Raw genomic sequence first — 23,719 nt, 5'->3', positions numbered from 1 at the left:
TCGAAGGGCATCGCCGAGCGCCGCATCCTGGGTGACAGCGGTCACATTCCCATCCACCAGGAGGTTCCGCCGTGACACAGACCCTGCCCCCGCCGTTCGACCCGGAACTCGCCGCCGCCCTCGGCGTGATCCACGAGATGCTGCCGCCGTTCACCCTCGACAGCCTCGCCGAGGCCCGCGGCGGCGGGGCGGTGGCCGGGCCCACCGACGACGAGCTGCGCCGGGACGGCGCGTTCACCGTCACCGAGCGCGTCGTGCCCGGACTCGGCGACGACCCGGACATCACCCTGCTGATCTGCACACCGACCGCGGCCGCGGGCACGCTCGGCTGCGTCTACCACACGCACGGCGGCGGCATGGTGATCGGCGACCGGCGCACCGGCGTCGACGGCATGCTCGACTGGGCGGCGCAGTTCGGGCTGGTCGTCGTCTCGGTCGAGTACCGGCTGGCGCCCGAGACGCCGCACCCCGGGCCGATCGACGACTGCTACGCGGGCCTGCTCTGGACCGCCGCGCACGCCGACGAGCTCGGCTTCGACCCGGCCCGGCTGATCGTCGCCGGCGGGAGTGCCGGCGGCGGGCTCGCGGCCGCCCTGGCCCTGCGCGCCCGCGACGAGGGCGGCCCGGAGCTGCTCGGGCAGATGCTGATGTGCCCGATGCTCGACGACCGCAGCGACACCCCCTCGGCGGTGCAGATGGACGGGCTCGGCGTGTGGGACCGGCAGGCCAACCTGATGGGCTGGTCGGCGCTGCTCGGCGACCGGCGCGGCGGTCCGGAGGTCTCGCCCTACGCGGCGCCGGCCCGCGCCGCCGATCTGTCCGGCCTGCCGCCCGCGTTCATCGACGTCGGCTCGGCCGAGACGTTCCGCGACGAGGACGTCGCCTACGCCACCCGGATCTGGCAGGCCGGCGGCCGCGCCGAACTGCACGTCTGGCCGGGCGGCTTCCACGGCTTCGACATGATGGCCCCGGCCGCCGCGATCAGCCAGGACGCCCGCGCCGCACGGGTACGCTGGCTGAACCGCCTGTTCAGCTAGGGGTAAGCGTGAAGGATCTCGCGGTGCGGCTGGCGGCGCTCGATGCGGACGCCGGCGCCGCACTGCGGGTGATCGCCTACTTCGACAGCCTCACCGAGACCCGGGCCGGCCTGCAGGCGATCGTGCGCGGCGCCGCCGTGCTGGCCGGCTGTGCCGCCCGGCTCGACGATCACGGCCGCCGGGTGCACGTGCGGGTCGATGCGGAGGGCAACGCGGCGCCCGCGCCGGAGTCGGTCGACGCCTTGTGGATGCGTACCCTCCTGGTCCCGGACGGCTCGGCCGTCCTCGCGCTGGAGCGGACCGGTGAGCCCGGCCCGGTCGAGGCCATGATTCTGGAACGGGCCGCCGGCGCCGCACGCGCGGTCCTGGACCGCACCCGCGGCCGGGCGCCGGCCGCCGACCCCGCGCTGGTCGAGCTGGCCGTCGATGCTTCCGCTCCTTCTGACGTACGCGACCAGGCCGTTCACCAGCTGAATCTGGCCGTCGCCGGGGTCCGGGCGGTCGCGCTGCCCACCGGCCCGGCCCTGCTTCCGCCCGGGGTGGTGCCGTCCTGGGCCCGGGCCGGCATCGGACCGGCCGTGGTCCCGGCCGAGCTGCCCGCCTCCTACGCGGCGGCCCGGGTGGCGTTGCGCTTCGCCGCCGACGGCACGCCCGAGGACCCGGGGCCGACCGTGGTGCGGCACGACGAGCTGGGCGCCCTGGCCGTGCTGGCCGACCTGCCGGCCGGCGCCGACGTGCCCGACCTGCACCGGCTGGAACACGCGACGACGGCCGCGCCGTGGGCACTGTCCACTCTGTACGCGTACGCCGACGCGGCCAGCCTCCGGGCCGCCGCCACCGCGCTGCGCCTGCACCACTCCACCCTCCAGGACCGCATCACCCAGGCCGCCCACCTGCTCGGCTGGCCGATCACCACCCCGGCCGGGCGGCTGCGGCTGCAGGTCGCCCTGACGCTGCGCCGCCTACGCCGCCATCCCTGAGTCCACATCGTACTTACGGTGGGTGTTGCCGCGCTCACCCTTCGATAATGCTGGGACGGCGACGTCGGCAGATGCCGACCAAGGGGGGCGTCGATGTCTGTGATCGATGTGGCTGTTCTCGGAGCCGGGCCGTACGGGTTGGCCGTCGCGGCCGCCCTCCGGGACGCGGGCGTGGAACACCGGGTGATCGGCGAGCCGATGTCGTTCTGGAAGGGGATGCCGGACGGCATGCTCCTCCGGTCGAACTGGACCGCCACGTCCATCGCGGACCATCGGGGGCCGGTGTCCCTCGACGCGTACGTGGCGGACACCCGCGCCGAGGTGGGCCGGCCGGTGCCACTGGACAGCTTCATCGCGTACGGCGAATGGGTGTGCTCCCGGGTCGCACCCGGCCTGGACCGCCGGATGGTCCGCGAGGTCGCCCGGGAGGGCGACGGTTTCCGGCTGGCGTTCGCCGACGGGCCTCCGCTGGCGGCCCGGCGGGTCGTCGTCGCGGGCGGCATCGCGCCGTTCGCCCGGCACCCGGCGCCGTTCGTCGGCCTGTCCCGGGCCACCCACTCGAGCGAGCACCGCGATCTGTCGCGCTTCAAGGGGGAGCGGGTGCTCGTGGTCGGCGGCGGACAGAGCGCCCTCGAATCGGCGGCCCTGCTGCACGAGTCCGGGGCCGACGTCGAGGTGCTGGTCCGGCGCGACCAGCTGATCTGGCTGCACGGCGGGAAATACCAGCGCATGCTCGGCCGGGCCAAACCACTGTTCTACGCGCCCACCGACGTCGGGCCGCTCGGCCTGTCCCGGGTCGTCGCCGCCCCGCGACTGTTCCGCCGGCTGCCCCGGTCGGTGCAGACCCCGGCCGCGGCGCGGGCGATCCGGCCGGCCGGCGCCGAGTGGCTCATCGAGCGGCTGCGCGAGGTGCCGATCCGGCTCGACTTCCAGGTGCGGTCGGCCACCCAGGACGACCGGCGGATCCGGGTCCTGTCCACCACCGGGGAGATGGCGGTCGGCGACCACCTGATCTACGGGACCGGCTATCGGGTGGACGTCGCCCGCTACCCGTTCCTCGGGGCGCCGCTGGTCCGGGCCGTGCGGCGGGTCAACGGATACCCGCTGCTCGGGCCCGGCCTCGAAGCGAGCGTGCCCGGCCTGCACTTCGTCGGGGCGCCCGCGGCCTGGAGCTTCGGGCCGATCATGCGGTTCGTGTCGGGCGGTTGGTTCGCCAGCCGGGCCGTGGCCGGGCGGATCGCGGGCCGGCGCCGATGATGCCCGGGGCGGTCGTCCTCGGCGGTGATTACCAGGGGCTCGGCATCGCGCGCAGCCTCGGCCGGCGCGGCGTGCGCACCCTCGTCGTGGACGACGAGCGGTCCATCGCCCGCGCGTCGCGCTGGACGGCTGCCTCGCTCCGGGTGCCCAGCCTCCGGACCGACGACGATGTTCTCGACGCGCTGTCGCTGGCCCGGGCGCGTCGCGGCGACCTGACCGGGTGGGTGGTGTTCCCGACCCGCGACGAGCAGGTCGCGGCGCTCAGCCGGCACCGGTCGCTGCTCACCCGCACCTGGCGGATCCCGACGCCCGGCTGGGACTGCGTGCGGGTGGCGTGGGACAAGCGGGAGACCTACCGGATGGCGCAGAAACTGGGCGTGCCGGCGCCGCGCACCTCGTCCGAACCCGACTTCACCGCGCCGGTGCTGGTCAAACCGGCCATCAAGGAGCACTTCTTCTACGCCACCGGGGCCAAGGCGTGGCGGGCCGACTCGCCGGCCGAGTTGCGGGAGCGGTTCGCGGCGGCCGCGGCGATCGTGCCGGAGGACGAGATCATGGTGCAGGAGATGATCCCCGGCGACGACCAGTTCTCGTACTGCGCGTTCGTCAAGGACGGTTCCGCCGTGGCGAGCATGACCGTGCGGCGGGCCCGGCAGCATCCGTCCGACTTCGGCCGGGCCAGCACCTTCGTGCGGAGCGTTCCGGTGCCGGCCCTGGCCGAGCGGTCGCTGTGCTTCCTGCGGGAGATCGGCTACTACGGCCTCGTCGAGATGGAGTACAAACTGGACCCCCGGGACGGGGAGTTCAAGCTGCTCGACGTCAACGCGCGCACCTGGGGCTACCACACGCTCGGCGCGGCGGCCGGCATCGACTTCCCCTACCTGCTGTTCCGCGACCAGATCGGGCAGCCGCTCCCGGCGCCCGGCCCGGCCCGCGCCGGGGTCTCGTGGATCCGGCTCGCCACCGACCTGCCCAACTTCCTGGTCGATCTGCGGGCCGGGCGGGTGCGGGCCGGCGATTATCTGCGCACCCTGCGCGGCATCGACACCGAGGCGGTGTTCTCCTGGCGGGATCCGCTGCCCGGACTGTACGAGGTCGCCCTGCTGCCGTACCTCGCGGTCAAGCGCGGCCTGTGATGTTCGAGTCGACCGCCCGGTTCGCGTTCTTCGACTACTTCCGTGTCCCGTACCGGATCGGGCCGTTCCCGTGCCCGCCCGGCCGGCACGCCCTGCGACTGGCCGGCACCGACGGGCCGTTGCTGACCTGGCCGGCGGCCGGCGGAAAGCTCGCCCGGCACGTCGTGGACGGGGTACCGATCTTCGCGCACGTGGTGCCCGGCCGGCCGGACCGTTACACGCTGCCGTTCGATCCCGGCGAGGTGATGTGGCGGTACTGGAGCGAGCACTACCTGGACCGGTCCCACCTGCGCGCCGCCCTCGTCCGCCTCTACTACCTGCTGCGCCCGGCGATCCCGCGGCCGGTGCAGATCCGGCTGCGCCAGGCCTTCACCAAGGTGCAGGAACAATCGGCGTTCCCCGCCTTCCCGATCGAGACCGCGCTGCACGACTTCCACGAGTGGATGTTCCAGCTGGTCGCGTCGTTCGCCGGCCGCCCGGTGCCGTGGCTGGACCTGTGGCCCGGCGGCCACACGTGGGCGCTCGTGCTCACCCACGACGTGGAGACCGCGGCGGGCCTGGCCGGCATCGGCCCCCTCCGCGAGATCGAACGGTCGGCCGGCCTGCGCTCCTCGTGGAACTTCGTGCCGCTGCGCTACCCGACCCCCGACGAGGTGCCGGCCGCGCTGCGGGCCGAGGGCTGCGAGATCGGCGTGCACGGCCTGCGGCACGACGGCCGCGATCTTGGGTCGCGCCGGCTGCTCCGGCGCCGGCTTCCCACCATGCGGGCGTACGCCGACAGATGGCACGCCGAAGGATTCCGCTCACCCGCCACCCAGCGGACCTGGGAGTTGATGCCGGAGCTGGGTTTCGCCTACGACAGCTCCTACCACGACACCGCACCCTACGAGCCGAAGCCCGGCGGCAGCTGTAGTTACCTGCCCTACTTCATCGGTACGCCCGGCGGGCCCGGCGACATGGTCGAACTGCCGATCACCCTGCCGATGGACCACACCCTGTTCACCATCCTCCAGCAGGACGACGCCACCGTCTGGCTCGACAAGGCCGGCCACCTGCGTGACCGGGGCGGCATGGCGCTGATCCTCACCCACCCCGACTACGCCGGCGACCACCGGGTGACCGACGGCTACCGCCAGCTGCTGGACAAGTTCCGCGACGACCCCACCGTCTGGCAGGCCCTTCCGCACGAGGTCGCCGCCTGGTGGCAGCGCCGGGCCCGGTCCACGCCGGTGCTCCAGCCGACCGGCTGGACCGTCGACGGGCCGGCCGCCGTCGACGGAGCTGTCCGTTTCTGCACCCCCGGCCGCCCCGCGCTCGGTAACCCCGTGAGTTGACACCCTTGACATCAGGGCGTGATTGACTGCATCTAGGCATATGCCCGCAACGTGGCGGGGCGCTCCCGTCTCCGGACGGCCCGCCAGCGGCTACCGCGGACCGGCACGAGATGGGGAGCAGCGATGCGAATCAGCGACATTCTCCGCGTCAAGGGCGACCAGGTCGTCACGGTACGACCCGGCGCAGACGTAACCGAGCTTCTGACCCTCCTGGCCGAACACAAGATCGGCGCGGTGATCGTCTCCTCCGACGGCACCCGCGTCGAGGGCATCGTCAGCGAACGCGACGTGGTGCGCGCCCTGGCGGCCCGCGGCGCCGCCATCCTGACCCAGCCGGTGAGCAACATCCACACGACCCAGGTGCACTCGGTGGCCCCCGAGGCCGCGGTCGAAGAGGTCGAGCGCCTGATGACCGACAACCGCTTCCGCCACGTCCCGGTGGTGGAGAACGGCACGCTGCGCGGCGTGGTCAGCATCGGCGACGTGGTGAAGAACCGCATCGACGAGCTGGAAGCCGAACGCACCAGCCTGACCGGCTACATCACCGGCGAACGCGTCTGAGGCCGGCCGGCCCTGCGGCCCTTCGTAGCGGCCGGCCCGGCGGCTCTTCGTGGCCGCAGGGCAGCACCGCGGTCGCGGCTTGCCGTACCCCACCGCCGGGACGTGGCGGAAGCGGTTGCCGGCCGTCGCGGCGGGGATCCCTTCGCCCGCGCGTCGAGGGCCTGCTAGCGTGTTTGCCAGGTCATGAGTGTCAGCGCGTAGCCCCGGCTTGCTGACCGGCAACCCTTGCGTTCGCGATGGGGTGCCCCGGGTGAGGACCGGGCCTGCGTCGATCGACGCGGGCAAGCGCGGGCCCTCCCTGGGTCCCCGACCCTCGCGGAGGCTTTGTCATGTCCCTTGCCGTCCAGACCGCCGACCTCGACGTCATCGGCGCCGGTTTCGTACACCTCGACTACGCGGCCACCGCACCCTGCGTGCGAGCCGCCGCCGAAGCGGTCAACGCCCTGCTCCCCAGCTACGGCAGCGTCCACCGCGGCACCGGCCCGCGGTCGCAGACGTCCACCCTGGAGTACGAGCGAGCCCGCGACGTGATCGCCGACTTCCTCGGCTGCCGCCCCGGCGACCAGGTGGTTTTCACCCGCAACACCACCGACGCCCTCAACCTGCTGGCCCGAGCCCTCCCACCGGGCACGACGACGGTGGTCTTCGACGGCGAGCACCACGCCAACCTGCTGCCCTGGCCCAACCAGCTGCGCCTGCCCGCCCCAGCCACCCCCGAGGAGGCAGTGGCGGCCGTGGACCGAGCCCTGACCGACCTGCGCAGCGGCTCAGGCAGCCTTCACCCGAGCGGTGCCGGTTTCGGCGGCGCGCGGCGAGGCGCCGACCCGAGTGGTGCCGGTTTTAGCGGCGCGCGGCGAGGCGCCGACCCGAGCGGTGCCGGTTTCGGCGGCGCGCGGCGAAGCGCCTCGCCGAGCGGCGGTCGGCAGAGCGGACCGGTGCTGCTGGCCGTGACCGGTGCCAGCAACGTGACCGGTGAGGTCTGGCCGGTGCGTGCCCTGGCCGCGGTCGCGCACGCACACGGTGCGCGCATCGTGGTCGACGCCGCGCAGCTCGCCCCGCACGAGGCGATCGACCTGCGCGAGATCGACGCCGACTACGTGGCGTTGTCGGGGCACAAGCTCTACGCGCCGTTCGGAGCCGGGGTTCTCGCCGGCCGCGCCGACTGGCTGGACGCGGCACCGCCCTACCTGGCCGGCGGCGGCGCCAGCGCGGCGGTCGGCGACGAGGTCGGCGACGTGCGCTGGCAGACCGGCCCGGCGAGGCACGAGGGCGGCACGCCCAACCTGCTCGGCGCGGTGTCGCTGGCGGCGGTCTGCGCGGCGCTGGCGGCGACCGACCGGACAGCGCTGCACGACCGTGAACAGCAACTGCTCGCACAGCTGCGCGATGGCCTGCGGTATGTGAAGGGTGCGTCCGAGGTGACCATCTTCGGACCGTGGAGAGCGCGTGTGGGAATCGTATCGATCGCCCTGCCCGGCCGCGACCCGTCCGGCGTGGCGACACGCCTCGCCGACGAATTCGGCATCGGCGTCCGCGCGGGCCTGTTCTGCGCCCACCCGCTGGTCCGCCGCTTGACCGGGGCCACCGGCAACAACGGCTGTGAGGGCGGCCTGCTGCGCGCCAGCTTCGGCCTCGGCACCACCCCGGCCGACATCGACGCGCTCCTGGCCGCGCTGCACGCCATCCTGCGCTGAAGCGCCCGCGGGCACACGCCGGGTTTGTCCCTGACGCTGCGGACGCACGCGGGAGTTGGGCCAGACCGCGCAGGCGCACGCGGGGGTTGGGCCTGGCGCCGCGGGCAGACGCCGAAGTCGGATCTGATCCGGCGGCGCACGCCGGGGTTGGGCTTGACCGTGCGGATGCAAGCCGGTGTTGGGCCAGACCGCGCAGGCGCACGCGGGGGTTGGGCCTGGCGCCGCGGGCAGACGCCGGGGTCGGATCTGATCCGGCCGCGCACGCCGGGATCGGGCCTGATCCCGCGGGTGCACGCCGGGGTTGGGCCTGATCCCGCGGGTGCACGCCGGGTTGGGCCTGGCGCCGCGGGCACACGCCGGGTTCGAACCTGGGCGGCGGTACGGTCCGGGATGTCGTCGGCCGGGTCAGGTGATGGCCGTGGGTGCCGGATGTCGTCGGCGGGGTCAGGCCTGGGCGGCGGTGCGGTCCAGGATGTCGTCGGCGGGGGTGCGGCCGCGCAGAACGTAACGCTCGGTGAAATCCGCGACCGCGTCGCGCAGGGGGCGCGGGGCCCCCTGGCGGGCCAGAGCCGCATAGGCGGCGATGAAGCAATCCCGCGCCGCGGCGGCCAGTACCGGGTCGGTGAGGGCCTCGCGGGCGGCTCGTTCCCACAATTCGGACTCGGCGGCCAGGTGGGCGGTAGCGGCCGTCGCGTCGAGGGCGGCCTGCGGGTCGTCGAGCAGGGTGGCGACGATGGCGATCGGCACCGGCCAGCCGTCGCCGGGCTGGTGGTCGGCCACGTCGATCTCCAGGTGGCCGCGGGCGGCCACCGGCGGGCGCAGCGACTCCAGGTGCCGGGTCAGCTCCGCCGCCGGCGGCGCCGAACCCTCCCGGAACCGAGTGCGCAGGCTGCGGCCGTGCGGGTCGGGGGCGTCCATCGCGTACGCGATCCAGGCCTCCCGTGGCGCACCCGGCGGCACCACCGGCAGGTGACGCCGGGCCGCCTGCCGCACGCTGCGCCAGCCGCCGCCGGGTGTGTTGGCGAAGGCCGCGGCCAGCACCGGAGCGAGGGTGTGCGCGAGCCGCCACCGGTGGGCGAGGCCGAGCGGGCCGCCACCCTCCAGGCCCGCCTCGAGCGCGACCCGGATCCCGCCGCCGGCCACCTCCGGCCCGGAGAGCCCGCCGGCCACTGACCCGCCCAGGCGAGGAATCCCGGACCTGTCAGTCGCCGACCCGCCCGGGCCGAGGATTCCGAACCCGTCAGTTGCTGATCCGTCCAGGTGGAGAATCTCGGGTCCGTCGGTCGCTGATCCGCCGAGGTCGGGGCGCCCGGGTCCGTCGGCGACCGGTGTGCCGGTAGCCGCGATCATCGGGCGGGCCAGTTCGAGGTCTTCAGCCATGCGGGCCAGGCAGTTCGTCAGGCCGGGGGAGGGTGGGCCGCTCACCACGGCGGTTCGCACCGAGCGGGCCGCGAGGTAGCCGTGGCGCAGCCGGGTGCGTGCCTCCGGCGGGGTGAGCGCCGGGACGTCGACCGCGGCCCCGACGAAGCCGGGCGGCGCGGGCGCGAACGCTCGGTCGGCGATGAGCAGCTCGGCGGCCTGCTCGGTCAACTGTGTCACGTGGCGCCCCGCTCGGGTCGGCTCGTCCGGGAGACGTCAAGATAGCATTCCTATCTGCGAGATAGGAATACCCGTTCGGCCCATCAAGGCAGGTTGATTGTCGCTTCGGGGAGGTTTAAGCGAGTTGACGGCCCTGGAAGCGGCTGTCACTCTCGGGAGTCACAACTGAAGATCGCGCCGCACGAACCGCGGCGGGAGAGTCCCCGGCTCCGGCCGGGGCGCCGAAGGAGCAAATCCTCCCCGGGAATCTCTCAGGCCCCCGATACCGTCGCATGGCAGGCGCCTCTGGAAAGCCGGGACGACGTGGTCCCGCACCCACGGTGCAAACCGCCCGAAACCGGGCGGCGAAGCTCTCAGGTACCCATGACAGAGCGGGGAGGCCACCCTAAGCAGGGGAGCCTTGTCGTGCCGGTAAGCGCCTTCGACCTCTATTCCATCGGGATCGGCCCGTCGTCCTCGCACACCGTGGGACCGATGCGTGCCGCCCGCCTGTTCGCCGCCGAGTTCCCGCACGCCACCGCGATCAAGGTCGAGCTGTTCGGCTCGCTCGGCGCCACCGGCCGCGGCCACCACTCCGACTCCGCCGTGCTGCTCGGCCTGGAGGGCGAGGACCCGGCCACCGTCGACACCGCCCGCATCGCCGACCGGGTCGCCGCGATCCGGGAGAGCGGCACGGTCCTGCTGGCCGGCAAGCGCCCGGTCCCGTTCGAGCTGGTCCTGCACCGGCGCCGCAGCCTCCCTCTGCACCCTAACGGCCTGCTCTTCACCGCATGGGACGAAAAATCCGAAATGTTCGAGCGGACCTACTACTCGGTCGGCGGCGGCTTCGTCGTGACAGAGAAGGACCTGCGCCAGGAGAACCAGGCAAAAACGGCAAAGACCCAGGAGGGTACGGCGACCGCAAGGATCTCCGTGGCCGGCGTCGCGCATCCGTTCGCGACGGGGGACGGGCTGCTCGCGGTCTGTGGTCGGGAAAGGCTGTCGATCTCGGCAGTCATGCGGGCCAACGAGCGGGCCTGGCGGACCGACGACGAGATCCGGGACGGGCTGCTGGACATCTGGGCCGTCATGCGGGGCTGCGTCGAGCGCGGCCTGCGCGCCCCGGAGGAGTTGCTGCCCGGCGGGCTCAAGGTGCGGCGCCGGGCGCCGGCCCTGTTCCGGGACCTGACCGCGATGCCGGACCGGGACGACCCGCTGCACGTCATCGACTGGGTCAACCTCTACGCCCTCGCGGTCAACGAGGAGAACGCGGCCGGCGGCCGGGTGGTCACCGCCCCGACCAACGGCGCGGCCGGGATCATCCCGGCGGTGCTGCATTACTACCGGCAGTTCGTGCCGGGCGCGAGCGACGACGGCGTGGTGCGTTTCCTGCTCACGGCGGCCGCCGTCGGCATTCTGATCAAGGGCGCCGCGTCGATCTCCGGCGCCGAGGTGGGCTGCCAGGGGGAGGTGGGTTCGGCGGCCGCGATGGCGGCCGCCGGCTTGTGCGAGATCTTGGGGGGTACGCCGGAGCAGGTGGAGAACGCCGCCGAGATCGCTCTGGAGCACAGCCTCGGGCTGACCTGCGACCCGGTCGGCGGGCTGGTGCAGGTGCCGTGCATCGAGCGCAACGCGATCGCGAGCGTGAAGGCGATCAACGCGGCCCGGCTGGCGCTGCGTGGCGACGGCACCCACCGGGTCAGCCTGGACACCGCGATCGTCACGATGCGGGAGACCGGCCGGGACATGTCGACCAAGTACAAGGAGACGTCGACCGGGGGTCTCGCGGTGACGGTCGTCGAATGCTGAACGGATAGCAATCGTCAGGTCCGCGCGGCCGCTGCCGATGGGAGCCAGGAACCCCCAGGAGCAGCGGAGTGATGGTAGTGACTGAGATCCAGGCAGCGGACCTCACCGGCCTGGTCGTCGGCGACGAGCTGGGCCGGGGCGCGTTCACGACGGTGCATCGCGCCCGGCGTGACCACGCCACGTACGCCCTCAAACGTCCCAACCCGGACAACGCCGCCGACCCGGGCCTTCTCCTCGCATTCCACCGCGAGGCCGCGCTGCTCGCCTGCGTCGACGACCCGAGCGTGCCGCTCATCCTGGCGGCCGGCCGGCTCGGCGGCGCACCCGCCATGGTTCTCGAGTACATCCCCGGCGGCTCCCTGGCCGACCAGCTCTCGCACGGGCCGCTGCCGGCCGAGCGGGTGGTCGAGCTGGCCGCCCAGCTGGCCCGTGGCCTGGCCGCCGTGCACCGGGTCGGCCTGGTGCACCGCGACGTCAAGCCGGGCAACATCATGATGTCCCCGGACGGCACCGCGAAGCTGATCGATTTCGGGCTGGCGCTGCTCGGGGCCGAGCCGGAGACCGCTCAGGACCGGGCGGTCGGCACGTTCCTCTACACCTCGCCGGAGCAGTCCGGCATGCTCAAGCGCCCGGTCGACGGCCGTTCCGACCTCTACTCGCTCGGCGTGGTGCTGTTCGAGTGCCTCACCGGCGGGGTGCCGTTCGAGGCCGACGACGTGGGCCAACTGCTGCGGCTGCACCTGACCGCCCCGGTACCGGAGGTGACCGCGGGCAGCCCGGCGCTCGCCGCGGTCGTCGTCCGGCTGCTCGCGAAGGACCCCGACGACCGTTACCCGGACGCCGCCGCGCTGCTGGCCGCGTTGCGGGAGTGCCCCGGCGGTGAGGTCGCCGCCCAGGCGGCCGTCACCCGCTGGCCGATGTGCGGCCGGCTGACCGAGCGGGAGGGGCTCGCCGACCGGTGGCGCAGCGCCCGCACCGGCCGCGGCGGCGTCGCCGTCATCCGCGGTCCCGGCGGCTCGGGCCGCACCCGGCTGGCCGAGGAGGCCGCGGCGCTCGCCACCGACGTGCCGGTGCTGCGGGCCGCCTGCCAGGAGGACGAGGCCCTGCCGCTCGCCCCGCTGCGTGCCGCCGTCGAGGACTACCTGCAGGCCGTCGCCCTGCTGCCGGCCGACCGCCGGGCCGAGGCCGAGCAGCGCATCCGGGAGGCCGCCACGGTCGCCGGTCCGGTCCTGGTCGCCCGGCTGACCGGCCGGCTCGGGGAGTTGCTCGGCGACGCCGCCCGGGCCGGTGTCGAGGCCCGCGACGACCACCTGTTCGGGGCCGTCGCCACGTTCCTGGCCGAGCTGGCCCGCAACCACCACGGCCTGATGCTGATCTGCGACGACGCGCACTGGCTCGACCAGGGCAGCCGCGCCGTCCTGGCCCGGCTCCTGCCCGAGCTGCCCCGGCTGCCGCTGCTGCTGGTGCTCACCGAGCGGGACGGCTCCGGCATCCCGACCGAGGCGCACGCCGACCTCGAGCTGGACTGCACCCCGCTGGACCCGGCCGAGGTCGAGGCCCTCGTCGCGTCCCGGCTGCCCGGTGCGATCGTGCCGGCCGATCTGACCGCGCACGTGGCGGCCCGCACCGACGGTTCGCCGCTCGCCGTGGTCACCTACCTGCTGCGGCTGCTCGACGCCGGGCTGCTCACCCCGCTCTGGGGCACCTGGCACTTCGACCTGGCCGGCGCCGACGCGCTGCCCGCCGCCGAGGACGTGCGCGCCCTGCTGGCCTCCCGGCTCGCCACGCTCACCGACGGCGACCGGGACTTCCTGGTCACCGCGGCCGTCGTCGGTCCGCGGTTCCGCACCGAGACGCTGGTCGCGGCGGGTGGCGAAGCCGACGCGGTGGTGTCCGCGGTGGCCGCCGCGGTGGAACGCCGGGTCGTCGAGGCCCGGCCGGGCGGCTGGTTCGTCTTCATGCACCCACTGCTGCGCGAGGCGCTGCTGGACGGCGTCGGCGAGGAGCGGCTGCGCGGGCTGCACGCGGCCATCGCCGACGCCCTCGAGGGCCTGCCCGAGCACCTGCGCGACGCCGACCACGTGTACGCGGTCGCCCGGCACCACCGGCGGGCCGGTGACGCCATCGCCCCGGACCGGCGCCGGCGCAGCGCGCTCTCCGCCGGGCTGCGCGCCCTCGACGACATGGCTCCGGCCGAGGCGATCGGCTATCTGGAGGACGCGTTCGCCCTGGACCCGTCGCCGAGCTCCGCGGTGCTGCACCCGCTCGCCCTCGCCTACCTGCGCGCGGCCCGGTTCGCCGAGGCCGGCACCACCCTGGACACGGCGATGGCGGGCGAGCCGGACCGGCGGGTGCGCGCCGGGCTGCTCACCACCCGGATCGAGCTGCACCACACCGTCTGGGACGACCAGAAGGCCCTGGAGGCGGCCGGGGGAGCCCTCGCCGAGTTGCGCCGCCCGTTGCCGCGCAACCCGTTCGGGCTCGTCGCCTCCACGTTGGGCATCGGACTCGCCGGTGGGCTTGTCCGCCGTACCGGATGGGGTTTCGGAAAAGCTCAGGGCCGGCGGCGCGACGATCTCGCCGCGCTGGCCGCCGTCCTGGACGCCGGCGGCTATGCCGCCGCGGTCGGCCTGCGCGTGCGCGAGGCCGGCGTTCTCGCGATGCGGGCGATGTACGCCGTCAACCGGCTCGGCCCCTGCCCGGAGTACGTCCGGGTCTACTGCCTGGTCGGCTACGTCGCCGCCGTGATCAAGCTGCGCGGCACCGCCGACCGGCTGTTCGCCCGGGCCGCCGCGGTGGCCGAGCAGCTCGGCGACCCGGCCCTGACCGCCTACGTGGAGTGGATGCGCGGCGCCGCCTGGCTGTTCGGCAGCCACGACGGCGGCACCTCCTTCGAGGAGGCCATCACCCACAACGCCCGGTGGTACGGCCCGGCCCAGCTGATCCCCGGCTTCGCGACCATCGGCATCCGGATGCTGCTGCGCGGCTACATCGACCAGAGCCAGGCCGAGTACGAGCGTGGCCTGCGCTGGCTCTCCGACCCGGCGCTGGTGCGCGGCACGTCGTTCGGCATGCTGCCGGTGATGATCCCGGCCATGCAGGGCCGGCACGGTGACGCCGTCGCCGCCCTCGCCGACCTGCGGGAGAACCTGCCCTGGGACACCACGCCCAAGGTGCAGCTCGCCCACATGCTGGTCGCCAACGCGTGCGCGCTGGTCGAGCAGGGCGAGTTCGGTGAGCCGTTCGAGGCGCTGATCGCCGAGTGGCGCGGCCTCGGCCTGCGCGTCCGCGAGATGATGACGCAGCACAAGCTGTTCTACGCCTGGCAGTCGCACGGCCGGATGGCCCAGCTGCGGATGGCCACCGAGGCGCAGCGCCCGGCCCGGCTCGCGGCCGCCCGCGCCGCCGTCGCCGACCTGAACCGGGTCCGCAAGGCGACCCCGATCCTGGAGGCCGCCTACCTGATCGGCGAGGCCGCCATCGCCCAGATGACCGGGGAGCCGGCGAAGGCCGTCGAGTGGAGCGACAAGGCCGAGCACGTGGCCCGGCAGGCCGACGCGCCGATCATCCACTTCGAGGTGGCCCGCTTCCGCGCCCGGGCGTTCCGGCAGCTCGGCATGGTCAACGAGTCGGACCGGCAGGCCCGCCTGGCGATCGCGTTGGCCACCCACCACGGCTGGGAGTCGCGCCGCCGCCAGGCCCGCGCCGAGTTCGGCGCCGAGGACGGTGCCGCCACCAACCGGCACACCGCCATCGAACGCCGGGGCGGCCGGGACCGCCGGCTCGAAGCGCTGCAGCAGATCGGCGCGGCCGCGGCCACCGTCCTCGACCCGCAGGAGTTGGCCCGGGTCACGCTCGACGAGATGCTGCGCATCCTCGGCGCCGAGCGGGCGCTGTTCTTCCTGCTGGACGACGCGGGGGAGCCGGTGCAGTTCGCCGGCCGCACGGCCGGCGGCGCCGACCTGGCCGAGACCGCCGACTACGGCTCGTCACTGGTGCGGCGGGTCGCCGCCGACGGCGAGGCGGTCGTGGTCACCGGCACCGAACACGGCGCGGCGCTCGGCTCGCGCAGCGCGGTCCAGCACGGTCTGCGCAGCATCATGGTGGTGCCGGTCCGGTTCAAGGGGACCCTGCTGGGCGTCGTCTACCTGGACAGCCGGCTGGCGCGGGGCATCTTCACCGAGGACGACGTCGAGGTGCTCACCAGCGTGACCAGCCACGTCGCGGTCTCCCTGGAGACCGCCCGGGCCGCGCAACTGCACCTCGCCGTGCGTTCCGCCCAGCAGCAGCAGGCGTTCGCCGAGATGCTGCGGGCCAGCCTCGCCGAACTCAGCGGCATCCACAATCCGGCGCAGTTGCTGCGCACCCTGTTCGGCATGCTCGCCGACCACCTCGACGCCGCCGCCGGCCTGCTACTCAGCGCGGACGGCACGATGGTGATGGAGGCGACCGGCAAGGCCGACCCGGCCGTTCTCGGCGGCCCGCTGCCGGTGCCGGTCGTGGTGGGCGAGGAGCCGGCGCTGATCGACGCGCCCGCGCTGGCCGCGCTGCTCGGCGGCGCGACGGCGGTGCTGGCCGTGCCGTTGCAACACCGCGACGGCCGGGCCGGGGTCGCCCTGCTCGGCGCCGACGCGTTCGGCGAAGGCACCGCGCAGGTCGCGTCCGCGCTGGCCACCCAGGGGATGAGCGCCTACCTGAACGCGTGCCTGTTCAGCCGGGTGCAGGAACTGGCCACCATGGACGAGCTCACCGGCCAGCACAACCGGCGGCACTTCTACGCCATCGCCGGCGCCCTCGTGGAGGCGGCCGGCCGCGGCGAGCGGGTGCTCGCGGCCGCGATGCTGGACATCGACAAATTCAAGAACATCAACGATACGTACGGGCACGGCGTCGGCGACGAGGTGATCCGGGCCGTGGCCACCCGGGTCCGCGCGAGCATCCGGCACTCCGACGTGCTCGGCCGTTACGGCGGCGAGGAGTTCGCCGTGGTGCTGCCCGACCACGAGGGGGAGGCCGAGGACCTGGCCGAGCGGATGCGCCGCGCGGTCGGCGACGAGCCGATCCCGACCCAGGCCGGCGCGCTGACCGTCACGATCAGCGTCGGCCTGGCCCACCTCGACCCGTCCGACGCGTCCCTCGACCAGTTGCTGGCCCGCGCCGACCACGCGCTCTACGGCGCCAAGGAGGGCGGCCGGAACCGGGTTGTGGTTTCCTGATCGGATGACGACATATCCCACCATTCGGCAGGTCGTCCTGGACAGCACGGACGCCCGCGGGCTTGCCGAGTTCTACCGGAAGATGTTCGGCCTCTCGTATCGCCCCGGCGACGAACCGCCGGCGACGGGGGAGCCCGACGAGCTCGGCCGGGACTGGCTGGTGCTGCGCAGTCCGGCCGGCGTGCAGCTGGCCTTCCAGCAGACCGAGGCGTTCGCCCGCACCACGTGGCCGGACGCGGAGGTGCCGCAGCAGTACCACCTGGACACCGCGGTCGACTCGGTGGCCGAACTGGACCGCCAGCACGAGCGGGCGCTCGAGCTGGGCGCGACGCTGCGCTTCGACCGCAGCGACGACAAGGAAGAACCCCTCCGGGTGTACGCCGACCCGGACGGCCACCTGTTCTGCGTCTTCGTCGGCTGACCCGGCCGCACGCCGGCTCGGAGTCGGCGCCAGTTCGGCGTCTCCGTCAGTTCGGGGTCTCCGTCAGTTCGGGGTCTCCGTCAGTTCGGGTCTTCACCGGCTCGGGGTCTCGGTCGGCTCGGGGTCTCGGTCGGTTCGGGGTCGGCGTCGGCTCGCGGCCGGCGTCAGCGGGTCTCGGTGCCGGCCGGGTGCCAGCGCCAGTTCAGCTCCTCGGCGGTCGGTGCCGGGCCGGGCAGCGGTCCGCCCCGGCGCAGGCCGTCCAGCAGCATCGCCAGGTAGCGGCCGCGTAGTTCCCGGGTGCGCTCGGCATCCGGGACCCGCACCGCCGCGCACATCTCCAGCAGCATCGTGAGGTCGGCCGGCACCGCCTCGGGGCGCATGTCCGGCCGGGCCCGCTCGAACAGCGCCTCGGCCAGGATGTTGGCCCGGGTCGCGTCGGCGGCCAGCTGCTCGTCGGGCGGGAACGTGCCGGCCAGGTGCACGGTCAGCGAATGCACGTCGGCGTCGACCACCCCGCGCACGAACGACTCGAACGCCGCCCAGTCGCCGGGGATCTCCATCGCCCGGACGGCCTCGGCGATGAACCGCTGCAGCCCGTCGCCGCACAGGGTGCGCAGCATGTCCTCCTTCGACGGGTAGCGCCGGTAGAGCGCGCTGATCCCCACGCCGGCCCGCTCGGCGACCGCCGAGACCGGCGCCCGCTGGTCGGCCAGGAACACCTCGCGCGCCGCCGCCAGGATCACCTCGTTGTTGCGCGCGGCCTGCCGCGTCCGTCCCGCCGTCGTCATGCGGCCAATCTAGCAGTGGAACGGATCGTTCCGCTCTGCTACTCTAAAGCGGAACGAAACATTCCGTTCCAGGATTCGGGGAGTCAGCATGGAAGAGTTCCGCATCGCCGTTCCGCAGGCCGACGTCGACGATCTCCGCGACCGGCTGGCCCGCACCCGATGGGGCAGCGAGATCCCCGGTCAGGGGTGGATTCGCGGCGTCCCGGTCGACTACCTGCGCCCGCTCGCCCGTTACTGGGCCGAGCAGTTCGACTGGCGGGCCGCCGAGCGCCGGCTCAACGCGCTGCCGCAGTTCCGCACCGAGGTCGACGGGCAGATGCTGCACTTCGCGCACGTCCGCTCGGCCGACGAGACCGCCACGCCGCTGCTGATCAGCCACGACTGGCCCGGGTCGTTCGCGCTCTACCTGCCGGTCGTCGAGGCGCTGCGCGAGCACTTCCACCTGGTCCTGGTCAGCAACCCGGGGGTCGGCTTCTCCGGCCCGCTCACCTCACCCGGGTGGAACACGGCCCGCAGCGCCGCCGCGCTCAACGAGATCATGGCCCGGCTCGGTTACGGCCGCTACGGCGTGCAGGGCACCGGCGGTGGCGCCGCGATCGCGGTCGAGATGGGCCGGCAGCAGCCGGCGCGGGTGATCGGCGTGCACGTCAACGGGCACATCACGTTCCCGTTGGGCGATCCGGGCGACTTCGACGGCCTCACCGACGCCGAGCAGGACCGGCTGCGCCGCCTCCAGGAGTTCCGCGACGACAAGATGGGCTTCAACGCCATCCAGTCCACCCGCCCGCAGACCCTCGCCTTCGGCCTGCACGACTCGCCGGTCGGCCAGCTCGCCTGGATCGCCGAGAAGTTCACCGAGTGGACCGACCCGTCCGTCGAGGAGTCTGTCGACCGCGACCTGCTGCTCACCAACGTCAGTCTGTACTGGTTCACCGGCACCGCCGGCTCGTCGGCCAACCTCTACTGGGAGGCCGCGCACGACCCGGCGGCCTGGGCGCCGAAGGAGAAATCGCCGGTCCCGCTGGGCGTCGCGCTCGGCGTCACCGACATCACGATCCGCCGCTACGCGGAGCGGGAAGCGCCGGTCACCCACTGGACCGAACTCCCGGCCGGCGGCAACTTCCTCTCCGTCGAGCAACCCAAGCTGTACGCCGAGGACGTGCGAGCCTTCTTCACCGGCCTCGCGTAGGCCGGCGGGCCCGCCCGGCGCGGGCGCGCGGAGGGTGAGTTTCGCCCGGCCGGACCGAGTGCCACGGGACCGGTCGGGCCGCGTACGGAAAAGGGTTCAGGGTTTCGGTCCTCTGTGGCACACTTCCGGCCTGACCCACTTGCCGCGGCGGGAGGACTGGCCCGTGGACGACGCCGGCTTCCCCGACCGCCGCTGCCGATGAGGCGGCTGGCCGGGCGGGCCGCCGCGGTGCTGGGAGTGGCCGGCTCCCTGGCCCACCTGGCGATGGCCGGCGAGCATGCCCGGCACGCTCCGGCCCTCACGGTGGGAATGCTGCTGCTGGCGGTGGTGTGCGCCCGCTGCAGCGTCCACCTGTGGCGTCACCCCACCGACCTGGTGGCGTGGCGTGACCTGGTGATCCTCGCGGTCGTGATGACCGTGATGCACCTGCTCGCCGGCGGTCTGCCGGCCGCTTTCCTGGCGGTGCCGGTCCTGCAGCTGGCGCTGGGCCTGCCGTCCTTCCTGATGCCGGCGGCTTCGACGCTGACCCAGGCGCCTCGCCTTCGCGGTGGGCGGTTCAGGTAGCGGTGGGCGGTTCAGGTAGCGAGGTGGGCGGTTCAGGTAGCGAGGTGGGCGGCGAACCAGTCGGTGATCGCGGCGTCGACCGTCCTGGCCGGCGGTGTCTGGGGCGCGGGCTGGTCGCCGGGCCGTTCGGCCAGCGGGTGGGCCAGTCCGGGCACCGTGGTCAGGCGGGCCTTCGGCACCGCTGCCGCCAGGGCCGCGGCGTCGGCCCGGAAAGCCGGATAGTCCTCGTCGCCGCTGACGACCAGCACCGGTGTGCCGTGCAGGTCCGCGGCGCGGGCGATGAAGTCCAGCCGGTCGGCTGCGGTGCGCGAGTCGTCGTCCCACGGGTAGGGCTGCTCGGAGAGTCCCGCGACGAGTTCGACGACGGAGGAGGCGCGGATCGCGGCGTTGACGACGGCCAGCGCGGCCACCGGCACGATGCCGCTCGCGGTCACCGTGAGGGCCACCGCGCCGCCCAGTGAAGCGCCGACGACGCCGATCGGCTCGTCCGTGATCGGGAAGCGTTCCCGCAGGTCGGCGAGGGCGGCCGGGAATTCGTCGACCGCCTGGCGCACCACCGGGTCCACGTAGAGCATCATCGGGTCGCGGCGGGACAGTTCGTATCCTTCGGGATAGGACCGGGAGCCGCACCACGGCATGCCCAGATGAACCCGCCAGGCCGCGACATCGGCCATCGGCAGCGCGGCGGCGAACGCCGCGTCGGTGCACGGTGCGTCCATCATGTGCCAGGTCACGACGAGTGGGGCGGGTCCGTTGCCGCTGGGCGGCAGGGCGGTGAACGGGACGCCGGCGGCGGTGCCGATGATGGCCATGCCCCTACGTTAGGTGATCGATCCGGGCCTTTCGCGCCGCTGTCGCCCGATCGACGGATCGTGATCAAGACTGGTGGTGGGCTAGTGTCCCGCAGTTCGGTGGGGACCGTGTCCCGCCGGCGTCGAGCGGCATGGCGGTGCGGCTCGGCGGTTCTCGGAGCGCGCATGTGGGGGCACATGAGCACGACGGATCTGCCCGGTTCGGCCAGGCTGGCCGATCGGTATCGGCTGGTGGAACGGCTCGGCGCCGGCGGTATGTCGGTGGTCTGGCGCGGGTTCGACGAGGTGCTGGGCCGCCAGGTCGCGGTGAAGGTGCTCGCGCCGTCGACCAGCGCGGACCCGGTGTTCCGGCGGCGGCTGCGGGACGAGGCCCAGGCCGTCGCGCGGCTGAGCCATCCGAACATCGCGAACGTGTACGACTACGGCGAGGCCACCACCGCCGACGGTGAGCCGGTGCCGTTCGTGGTGATGGAGCTGGTGGACGGTGAGTCGCTGGCCGCGATGCTCGCCCGGACCAGGTCGCTGCCGTGGCAACAGGCGGTCCGGATCGGCGCGGAGGTCGCGGGCGGGCTGGCCGCCGCACACTCCCGCGGGATCGTGCACCGCGACGTGACACCGGCGAACGTGATGCTCCCGGCCGGCGGGGCGAAGGTCGTCGACTTCGGCATCTCCGCCCTGGTCGGCGAGAACGACATCGGCCCGGACGGCAGCCTGCTCGGCACGCCGGCCTACCTCGCGCCCGAGCGGCTCGAGGGTGGCCAGGTCAGCTCGGCCACCGACGTCTACGCGGTGGGTCTGCTGATCTACCGCACGCTGATCGGCCGGCTGCCGTGGGACGTCGGCACGACCACCGCGCTGCTGCGCGCCCACCAGTATGTCGAGCCCGACCCGCTGCCACCGGTCGAAGGCTTACCGGCCGCCGTCGCCGAACTGGTCGGCCGCTGCCTGGACAAGCGACCGCAGGACCGGCCGTCCAGCGCCGAATTGGCCGAGGTGCTGGCGGGCATCGCCGCCGAGGTGCCGGCCGGGCCCCTGCCCGATCGGAACGACGAGGACACCACGATCCTCCCGGCGCAGCGCTCCTATCCGGATGTGATCCGCGTCGGTAACCCGGCACCCGCCGCGGGCGAGCCGGTGACGTCGCGCCGGCGGCGACCCCGCCGGGTGCTGATCGCGGCGGCGACGGTGCTGCTGCTCGGTGCCGGAACGTACGCCTGGAGCCTGGTCGACAGCGGCCGAGGTGGACCCGCGACGACGACCACGACACCCCGCGCGATGCCGGCCGCCGGGGGGTGTGTGGTCGTCTATGTCGTCCGGACGGACCAGGCCCGCCGGTTCACCGCGCGGGTGACCGTGGCCAACCGCGGCGACACCCCGATCAGCGAGTGGAGTCTGTGGTTCATCCTGCCCGGCGACCAGGTGCTCACCGGTGGCGGGAAGACGCCGCTGACGCAGACCGGCAACACCGTGACGGTGACGTCGACCGGGCCGCTGGCCCCGATGAAGTCGGTCTCCGTGCCGGTCAGCGGCGGTTACCGGTCCAGCAACTCGGCGCCGCTGGCGTTCCGGCTGAACAACAGCCCGTGCGAGACGTTCGTGTCGTCCGAGCCGGGCGGGCCGCTGCGCCTGGTGCAGCGGCGACCCGGCGGCGGCACCCGCCTGGTGCCGGTGACCCCGGGCAGCGTCCCGCTCCCGGGGGTGTCGATCGACCCGGACGGTGGTGTGCATTTCGCCCCGATCACCTCCGCACCGTCGTCGACGGACACCGGCGGCACGGCCTCCGAGGAGCCGAGCCGGCCGCCTTCGTCGACGGGCACCGAATTCTCCGAGGTGCCCGAGCTTCCCAAAGCGCCCATACCGCCCGGGGTCGAGGACATCACACCGTCCAGCACGGAGCCGTCCGCGCAGAGCTCCTCGTGAGTCGGCGACGGGATCAGAGGCCGACCCAGGCGTAGACGCGCTGGTTGCCGGCGATCGCCCGCCGGCTCAACTCGCCGAGGTCGCCGAGCAGCCCGGCGAGGGCGTTGACGGCGAACTCGGGATCGTCGTCGTCATCCTCGTCGGCGACCGCCGCCGCCACCTCGGCCAGCCGGGCCGGCGTGGCGGCCGCGACGGCCCGCTGCAGCTCGTCCGTGACGGTATAGACCCACGACCGTCCGGTGTCGCCGATCACCGTGGCGAACCGCGGCCCGTCCTCGACGGACTCCTCGTCCTCGCCGCGCAGCTCCGCCTCCACCGTCGCCAGGACGATGATCGGATCCACATCGGGCAGATCGACGGCGTCGAAACCACTCTGCTCGGGCCCGTGCTCCACGGCGCCCGCAGCACGTTCGTCCGACTCGGCCACGAAATAGGTATGCAAGAGCCCCACGGCTCAGGATGGTAGGCGAGCGGGCGACCCGGTGGGGGGCAGCGGCAGCCCGGCCACGGTGTCCCGCAGGGCGGTCATCAGGGCCCCGGCCAGCGGTCGTGGCCGGCCGGTGGCGGTGACGACGCCGATGAAGCGGGACGGCCCCGGCGGCCGCAACGGCACGGTGGCCAGGCCGCCCAGGTCGGCGGTCAGCGCCACCTGGGGGATCATGCTGATCCCGACGCCGGCCCGGACCAGGGACTGGGCGAAGACGTAGTCGGTGCCGCGGCAGGCGGTGCGGACCTCGAAACCGGACATGGCCGCGTAGTGGTTCATCAGGGTGTCGATGGACAGGCAGCCGTGCACCCAGCGCTCGCCGGCCAGGTCGGCCAGGGCCAGCGACTCGCAGCCGGCCTGCGGATGATCGGCGGGCAGCACGATCCACATCGGGTCGTCGAGCAGCACCGTCCAGGTCAGGCCGGACCGGTCGCCCGGCCGGACCGGGGGCGGGCCGTCGAAGTGGTACGCCAGGGCCAGGTCGGCGGCGCCCGAGCGGACCAGCGGCAGGCTGTCCTCCGGCTCGTTCTCCAGGACGGTCAGCTCGACGCCGGGGTGTTCGGCGGTGAACCGCAGCAGGGCGGCCGGGAGCAGGCGCTGGCCGCCGCTGGTGAAGGTGGCCACGGTCAGGCGTTCGGTGCGGGCGGTGGCCAGCCGGGCGATCTCCTCCTCGGCGTTGGCCAGCTCGGCGGTGATGGCGTCGCTCGCCGCCGCCAGGACCAGGCCGGCCTCGGTCAGCTCGACGCCGCGGGTGCTGCGCCGCACCACCGCCGTGCCGAGTGCCCGTTCGAGGGCGCTGATCTGCTGGGACACCGCCGAGGGGGTGAGGCGCAGCGCGGCCGCGGCCCGGTTGAAGCTGCCGTGCCGGGCCACCTCGCGCAGCACGGCCAGCCGCCGCACGTCGATCATCAGCTCTCCTTAACACGACATCAGCAA

General features: G+C 73.7%; 18 protein-coding genes and 2 riboswitches. Of the genes, 13 read left to right on the top strand and 5 right to left on the bottom strand.

The window, feature by feature from the left end; all coding sequences use genetic code 11:
• Nucleotides 1–71 precede the first annotated feature (71 nt).
• The 7 genes from Ato02nite_RS42915 (at nucleotide 72) to Ato02nite_RS52250 (ending at nucleotide 7,999) form a co-directional block, all read left to right on the top strand.
• On the top strand, nucleotides 72–1,037 hold the full coding sequence (locus Ato02nite_RS42915) for an alpha/beta hydrolase (RefSeq protein WP_246608062.1): 966 nt from the start codon (nucleotides 72–74) through the stop codon (nucleotides 1,035–1,037).
• A gap of 8 nt (nucleotides 1,038–1,045) precedes the next feature.
• The gene (locus tag Ato02nite_RS42910) at nucleotides 1,046–2,017 is read left to right on the top strand and encodes a helix-turn-helix domain-containing protein (protein WP_246608061.1); all 972 of its coding nucleotides are present in this window, start codon (nucleotides 1,046–1,048) and stop codon (nucleotides 2,015–2,017) included.
• Between the two features lie 93 nt (nucleotides 2,018–2,110).
• Nucleotides 2,111–3,274 (top strand): NAD(P)-binding domain-containing protein, encoded by a 1,164-nt coding sequence (locus tag Ato02nite_RS42905; RefSeq protein ID WP_246608060.1) that lies wholly within the window; start codon nucleotides 2,111–2,113, stop codon nucleotides 3,272–3,274.
• Entirely contained in the window at nucleotides 3,271–4,410 is a 1,140-nt protein-coding gene (locus tag Ato02nite_RS42900; protein ID WP_213012462.1) for a carboxylate--amine ligase, read from the top strand. The genes Ato02nite_RS42905 and Ato02nite_RS42900 overlap by 4 nt, the downstream gene beginning before the upstream one ends.
• Nucleotides 4,410–5,744 (top strand): polysaccharide deacetylase family protein, encoded by a 1,335-nt coding sequence (locus tag Ato02nite_RS42895; RefSeq protein WP_213012461.1) that lies wholly within the window; start codon nucleotides 4,410–4,412, stop codon nucleotides 5,742–5,744. Before Ato02nite_RS42900 ends, Ato02nite_RS42895 begins: the two co-directional genes overlap by 1 nt.
• A gap of 123 nt (nucleotides 5,745–5,867) precedes the next feature.
• On the top strand, nucleotides 5,868–6,305 hold the full coding sequence (locus Ato02nite_RS42890) for a CBS domain-containing protein (protein WP_213012460.1): 438 nt from the start codon (nucleotides 5,868–5,870) through the stop codon (nucleotides 6,303–6,305).
• Between the two features lie 179 nt (nucleotides 6,306–6,484).
• A riboswitch (SAM riboswitch) is annotated at nucleotides 6,485–6,599 on the top strand.
• Nucleotides 6,600–6,634: 35 nt separating this feature from the next.
• A complete protein-coding gene (locus Ato02nite_RS52250; protein WP_246608059.1) occupies nucleotides 6,635–7,999 on the top strand; it encodes an aminotransferase class V-fold PLP-dependent enzyme in 1,365 nt (454 codons plus the stop codon).
• A 444-nt stretch (nucleotides 8,000–8,443) separates the two neighbouring features.
• Here Ato02nite_RS52250 and Ato02nite_RS42875 read toward each other — a convergent pair whose 3' ends face one another.
• The gene (locus tag Ato02nite_RS42875; protein ID WP_246608058.1) at nucleotides 8,444–9,598 is read right to left on the bottom strand and encodes a glutamate-cysteine ligase family protein; all 1,155 of its coding nucleotides are present in this window, start codon (nucleotides 9,596–9,598) and stop codon (nucleotides 8,444–8,446) included.
• 182 nt (nucleotides 9,599–9,780) lie between these two features.
• A riboswitch (glycine riboswitch) is annotated at nucleotides 9,781–9,876 on the top strand.
• Between the two features lie 85 nt (nucleotides 9,877–9,961).
• Between Ato02nite_RS42875 and Ato02nite_RS42870 the strand changes: the two genes are divergently transcribed.
• From Ato02nite_RS42870 to Ato02nite_RS42860, 3 genes are all read left to right on the top strand, one after another.
• Entirely contained in the window at nucleotides 9,962–11,386 is a 1,425-nt protein-coding gene (locus Ato02nite_RS42870) for an L-serine ammonia-lyase (RefSeq protein ID WP_213012459.1), read from the top strand.
• Between the two features lie 77 nt (nucleotides 11,387–11,463).
• Complete coding sequence (locus tag Ato02nite_RS42865; protein WP_246608057.1) at nucleotides 11,464–16,602, top strand: diguanylate cyclase; 5,139 nt, start codon at nucleotides 11,464–11,466, stop codon at nucleotides 16,600–16,602.
• A 4-nt stretch (nucleotides 16,603–16,606) separates the two neighbouring features.
• On the top strand, nucleotides 16,607–17,023 hold the full coding sequence (locus tag Ato02nite_RS42860; protein WP_213012458.1) for a VOC family protein: 417 nt from the start codon (nucleotides 16,607–16,609) through the stop codon (nucleotides 17,021–17,023).
• Between the two features lie 164 nt (nucleotides 17,024–17,187).
• Here the strand turns inward: Ato02nite_RS42860 and Ato02nite_RS42855 are convergent, their stop codons facing one another.
• The gene (locus tag Ato02nite_RS42855) at nucleotides 17,188–17,811 is read right to left on the bottom strand and encodes a TetR/AcrR family transcriptional regulator (protein ID WP_213012457.1); all 624 of its coding nucleotides are present in this window, start codon (nucleotides 17,809–17,811) and stop codon (nucleotides 17,188–17,190) included.
• Between the two features lie 88 nt (nucleotides 17,812–17,899).
• On the opposite strand from Ato02nite_RS42855, the gene Ato02nite_RS42850 reads away from it, so the two are divergent.
• Both Ato02nite_RS42850 and Ato02nite_RS42845 read left to right on the top strand, forming a co-directional pair.
• A complete protein-coding gene (locus Ato02nite_RS42850) occupies nucleotides 17,900–19,000 on the top strand; it encodes an epoxide hydrolase family protein (RefSeq protein ID WP_213012456.1) in 1,101 nt (366 codons plus the stop codon).
• A gap of 198 nt (nucleotides 19,001–19,198) precedes the next feature.
• A complete protein-coding gene (locus tag Ato02nite_RS42845) occupies nucleotides 19,199–19,564 on the top strand; it encodes a hypothetical protein (protein WP_213012455.1) in 366 nt (121 codons plus the stop codon).
• A gap of 32 nt (nucleotides 19,565–19,596) precedes the next feature.
• Here Ato02nite_RS42845 and Ato02nite_RS42840 read toward each other — a convergent pair whose 3' ends face one another.
• A complete protein-coding gene (locus Ato02nite_RS42840) occupies nucleotides 19,597–20,376 on the bottom strand; it encodes an alpha/beta hydrolase family protein (RefSeq protein WP_213012454.1) in 780 nt (259 codons plus the stop codon).
• A gap of 177 nt (nucleotides 20,377–20,553) precedes the next feature.
• Between Ato02nite_RS42840 and Ato02nite_RS42835 the strand changes: the two genes are divergently transcribed.
• Entirely contained in the window at nucleotides 20,554–22,296 is a 1,743-nt protein-coding gene (locus tag Ato02nite_RS42835) for a serine/threonine-protein kinase (protein ID WP_213012453.1), read from the top strand.
• Nucleotides 22,297–22,309: 13 nt separating this feature from the next.
• Here Ato02nite_RS42835 and Ato02nite_RS42830 read toward each other — a convergent pair whose 3' ends face one another.
• Together Ato02nite_RS42830 and Ato02nite_RS42825 are read right to left on the bottom strand one after the other, a co-directional pair.
• Nucleotides 22,310–22,747, bottom strand: a complete 438-nt coding sequence (locus Ato02nite_RS42830) for a hypothetical protein (RefSeq protein ID WP_213012452.1) — start codon at nucleotides 22,745–22,747, stop codon at nucleotides 22,310–22,312.
• A 3-nt stretch (nucleotides 22,748–22,750) separates the two neighbouring features.
• Nucleotides 22,751–23,692 carry a LysR family transcriptional regulator gene (locus tag Ato02nite_RS42825; RefSeq protein WP_213012451.1) on the bottom strand — a complete coding sequence of 314 codons (942 nt, stop codon included), beginning with the start codon at nucleotides 23,690–23,692 and terminating at the stop codon, nucleotides 22,751–22,753.
• Between the last annotated feature and the right edge of the window lie 27 nt (nucleotides 23,693–23,719).

It is taken from the genome of Paractinoplanes toevensis (assembly GCF_018332695.1).
In the GTDB taxonomy this organism is placed as follows: domain Bacteria; phylum Actinomycetota; class Actinomycetes; order Mycobacteriales; family Micromonosporaceae; genus Actinoplanes; species Actinoplanes toevensis.
Note: the sequence above shows the minus strand (reverse complement) of the source record. Positions and strands in the feature narration are given on the sequence as shown.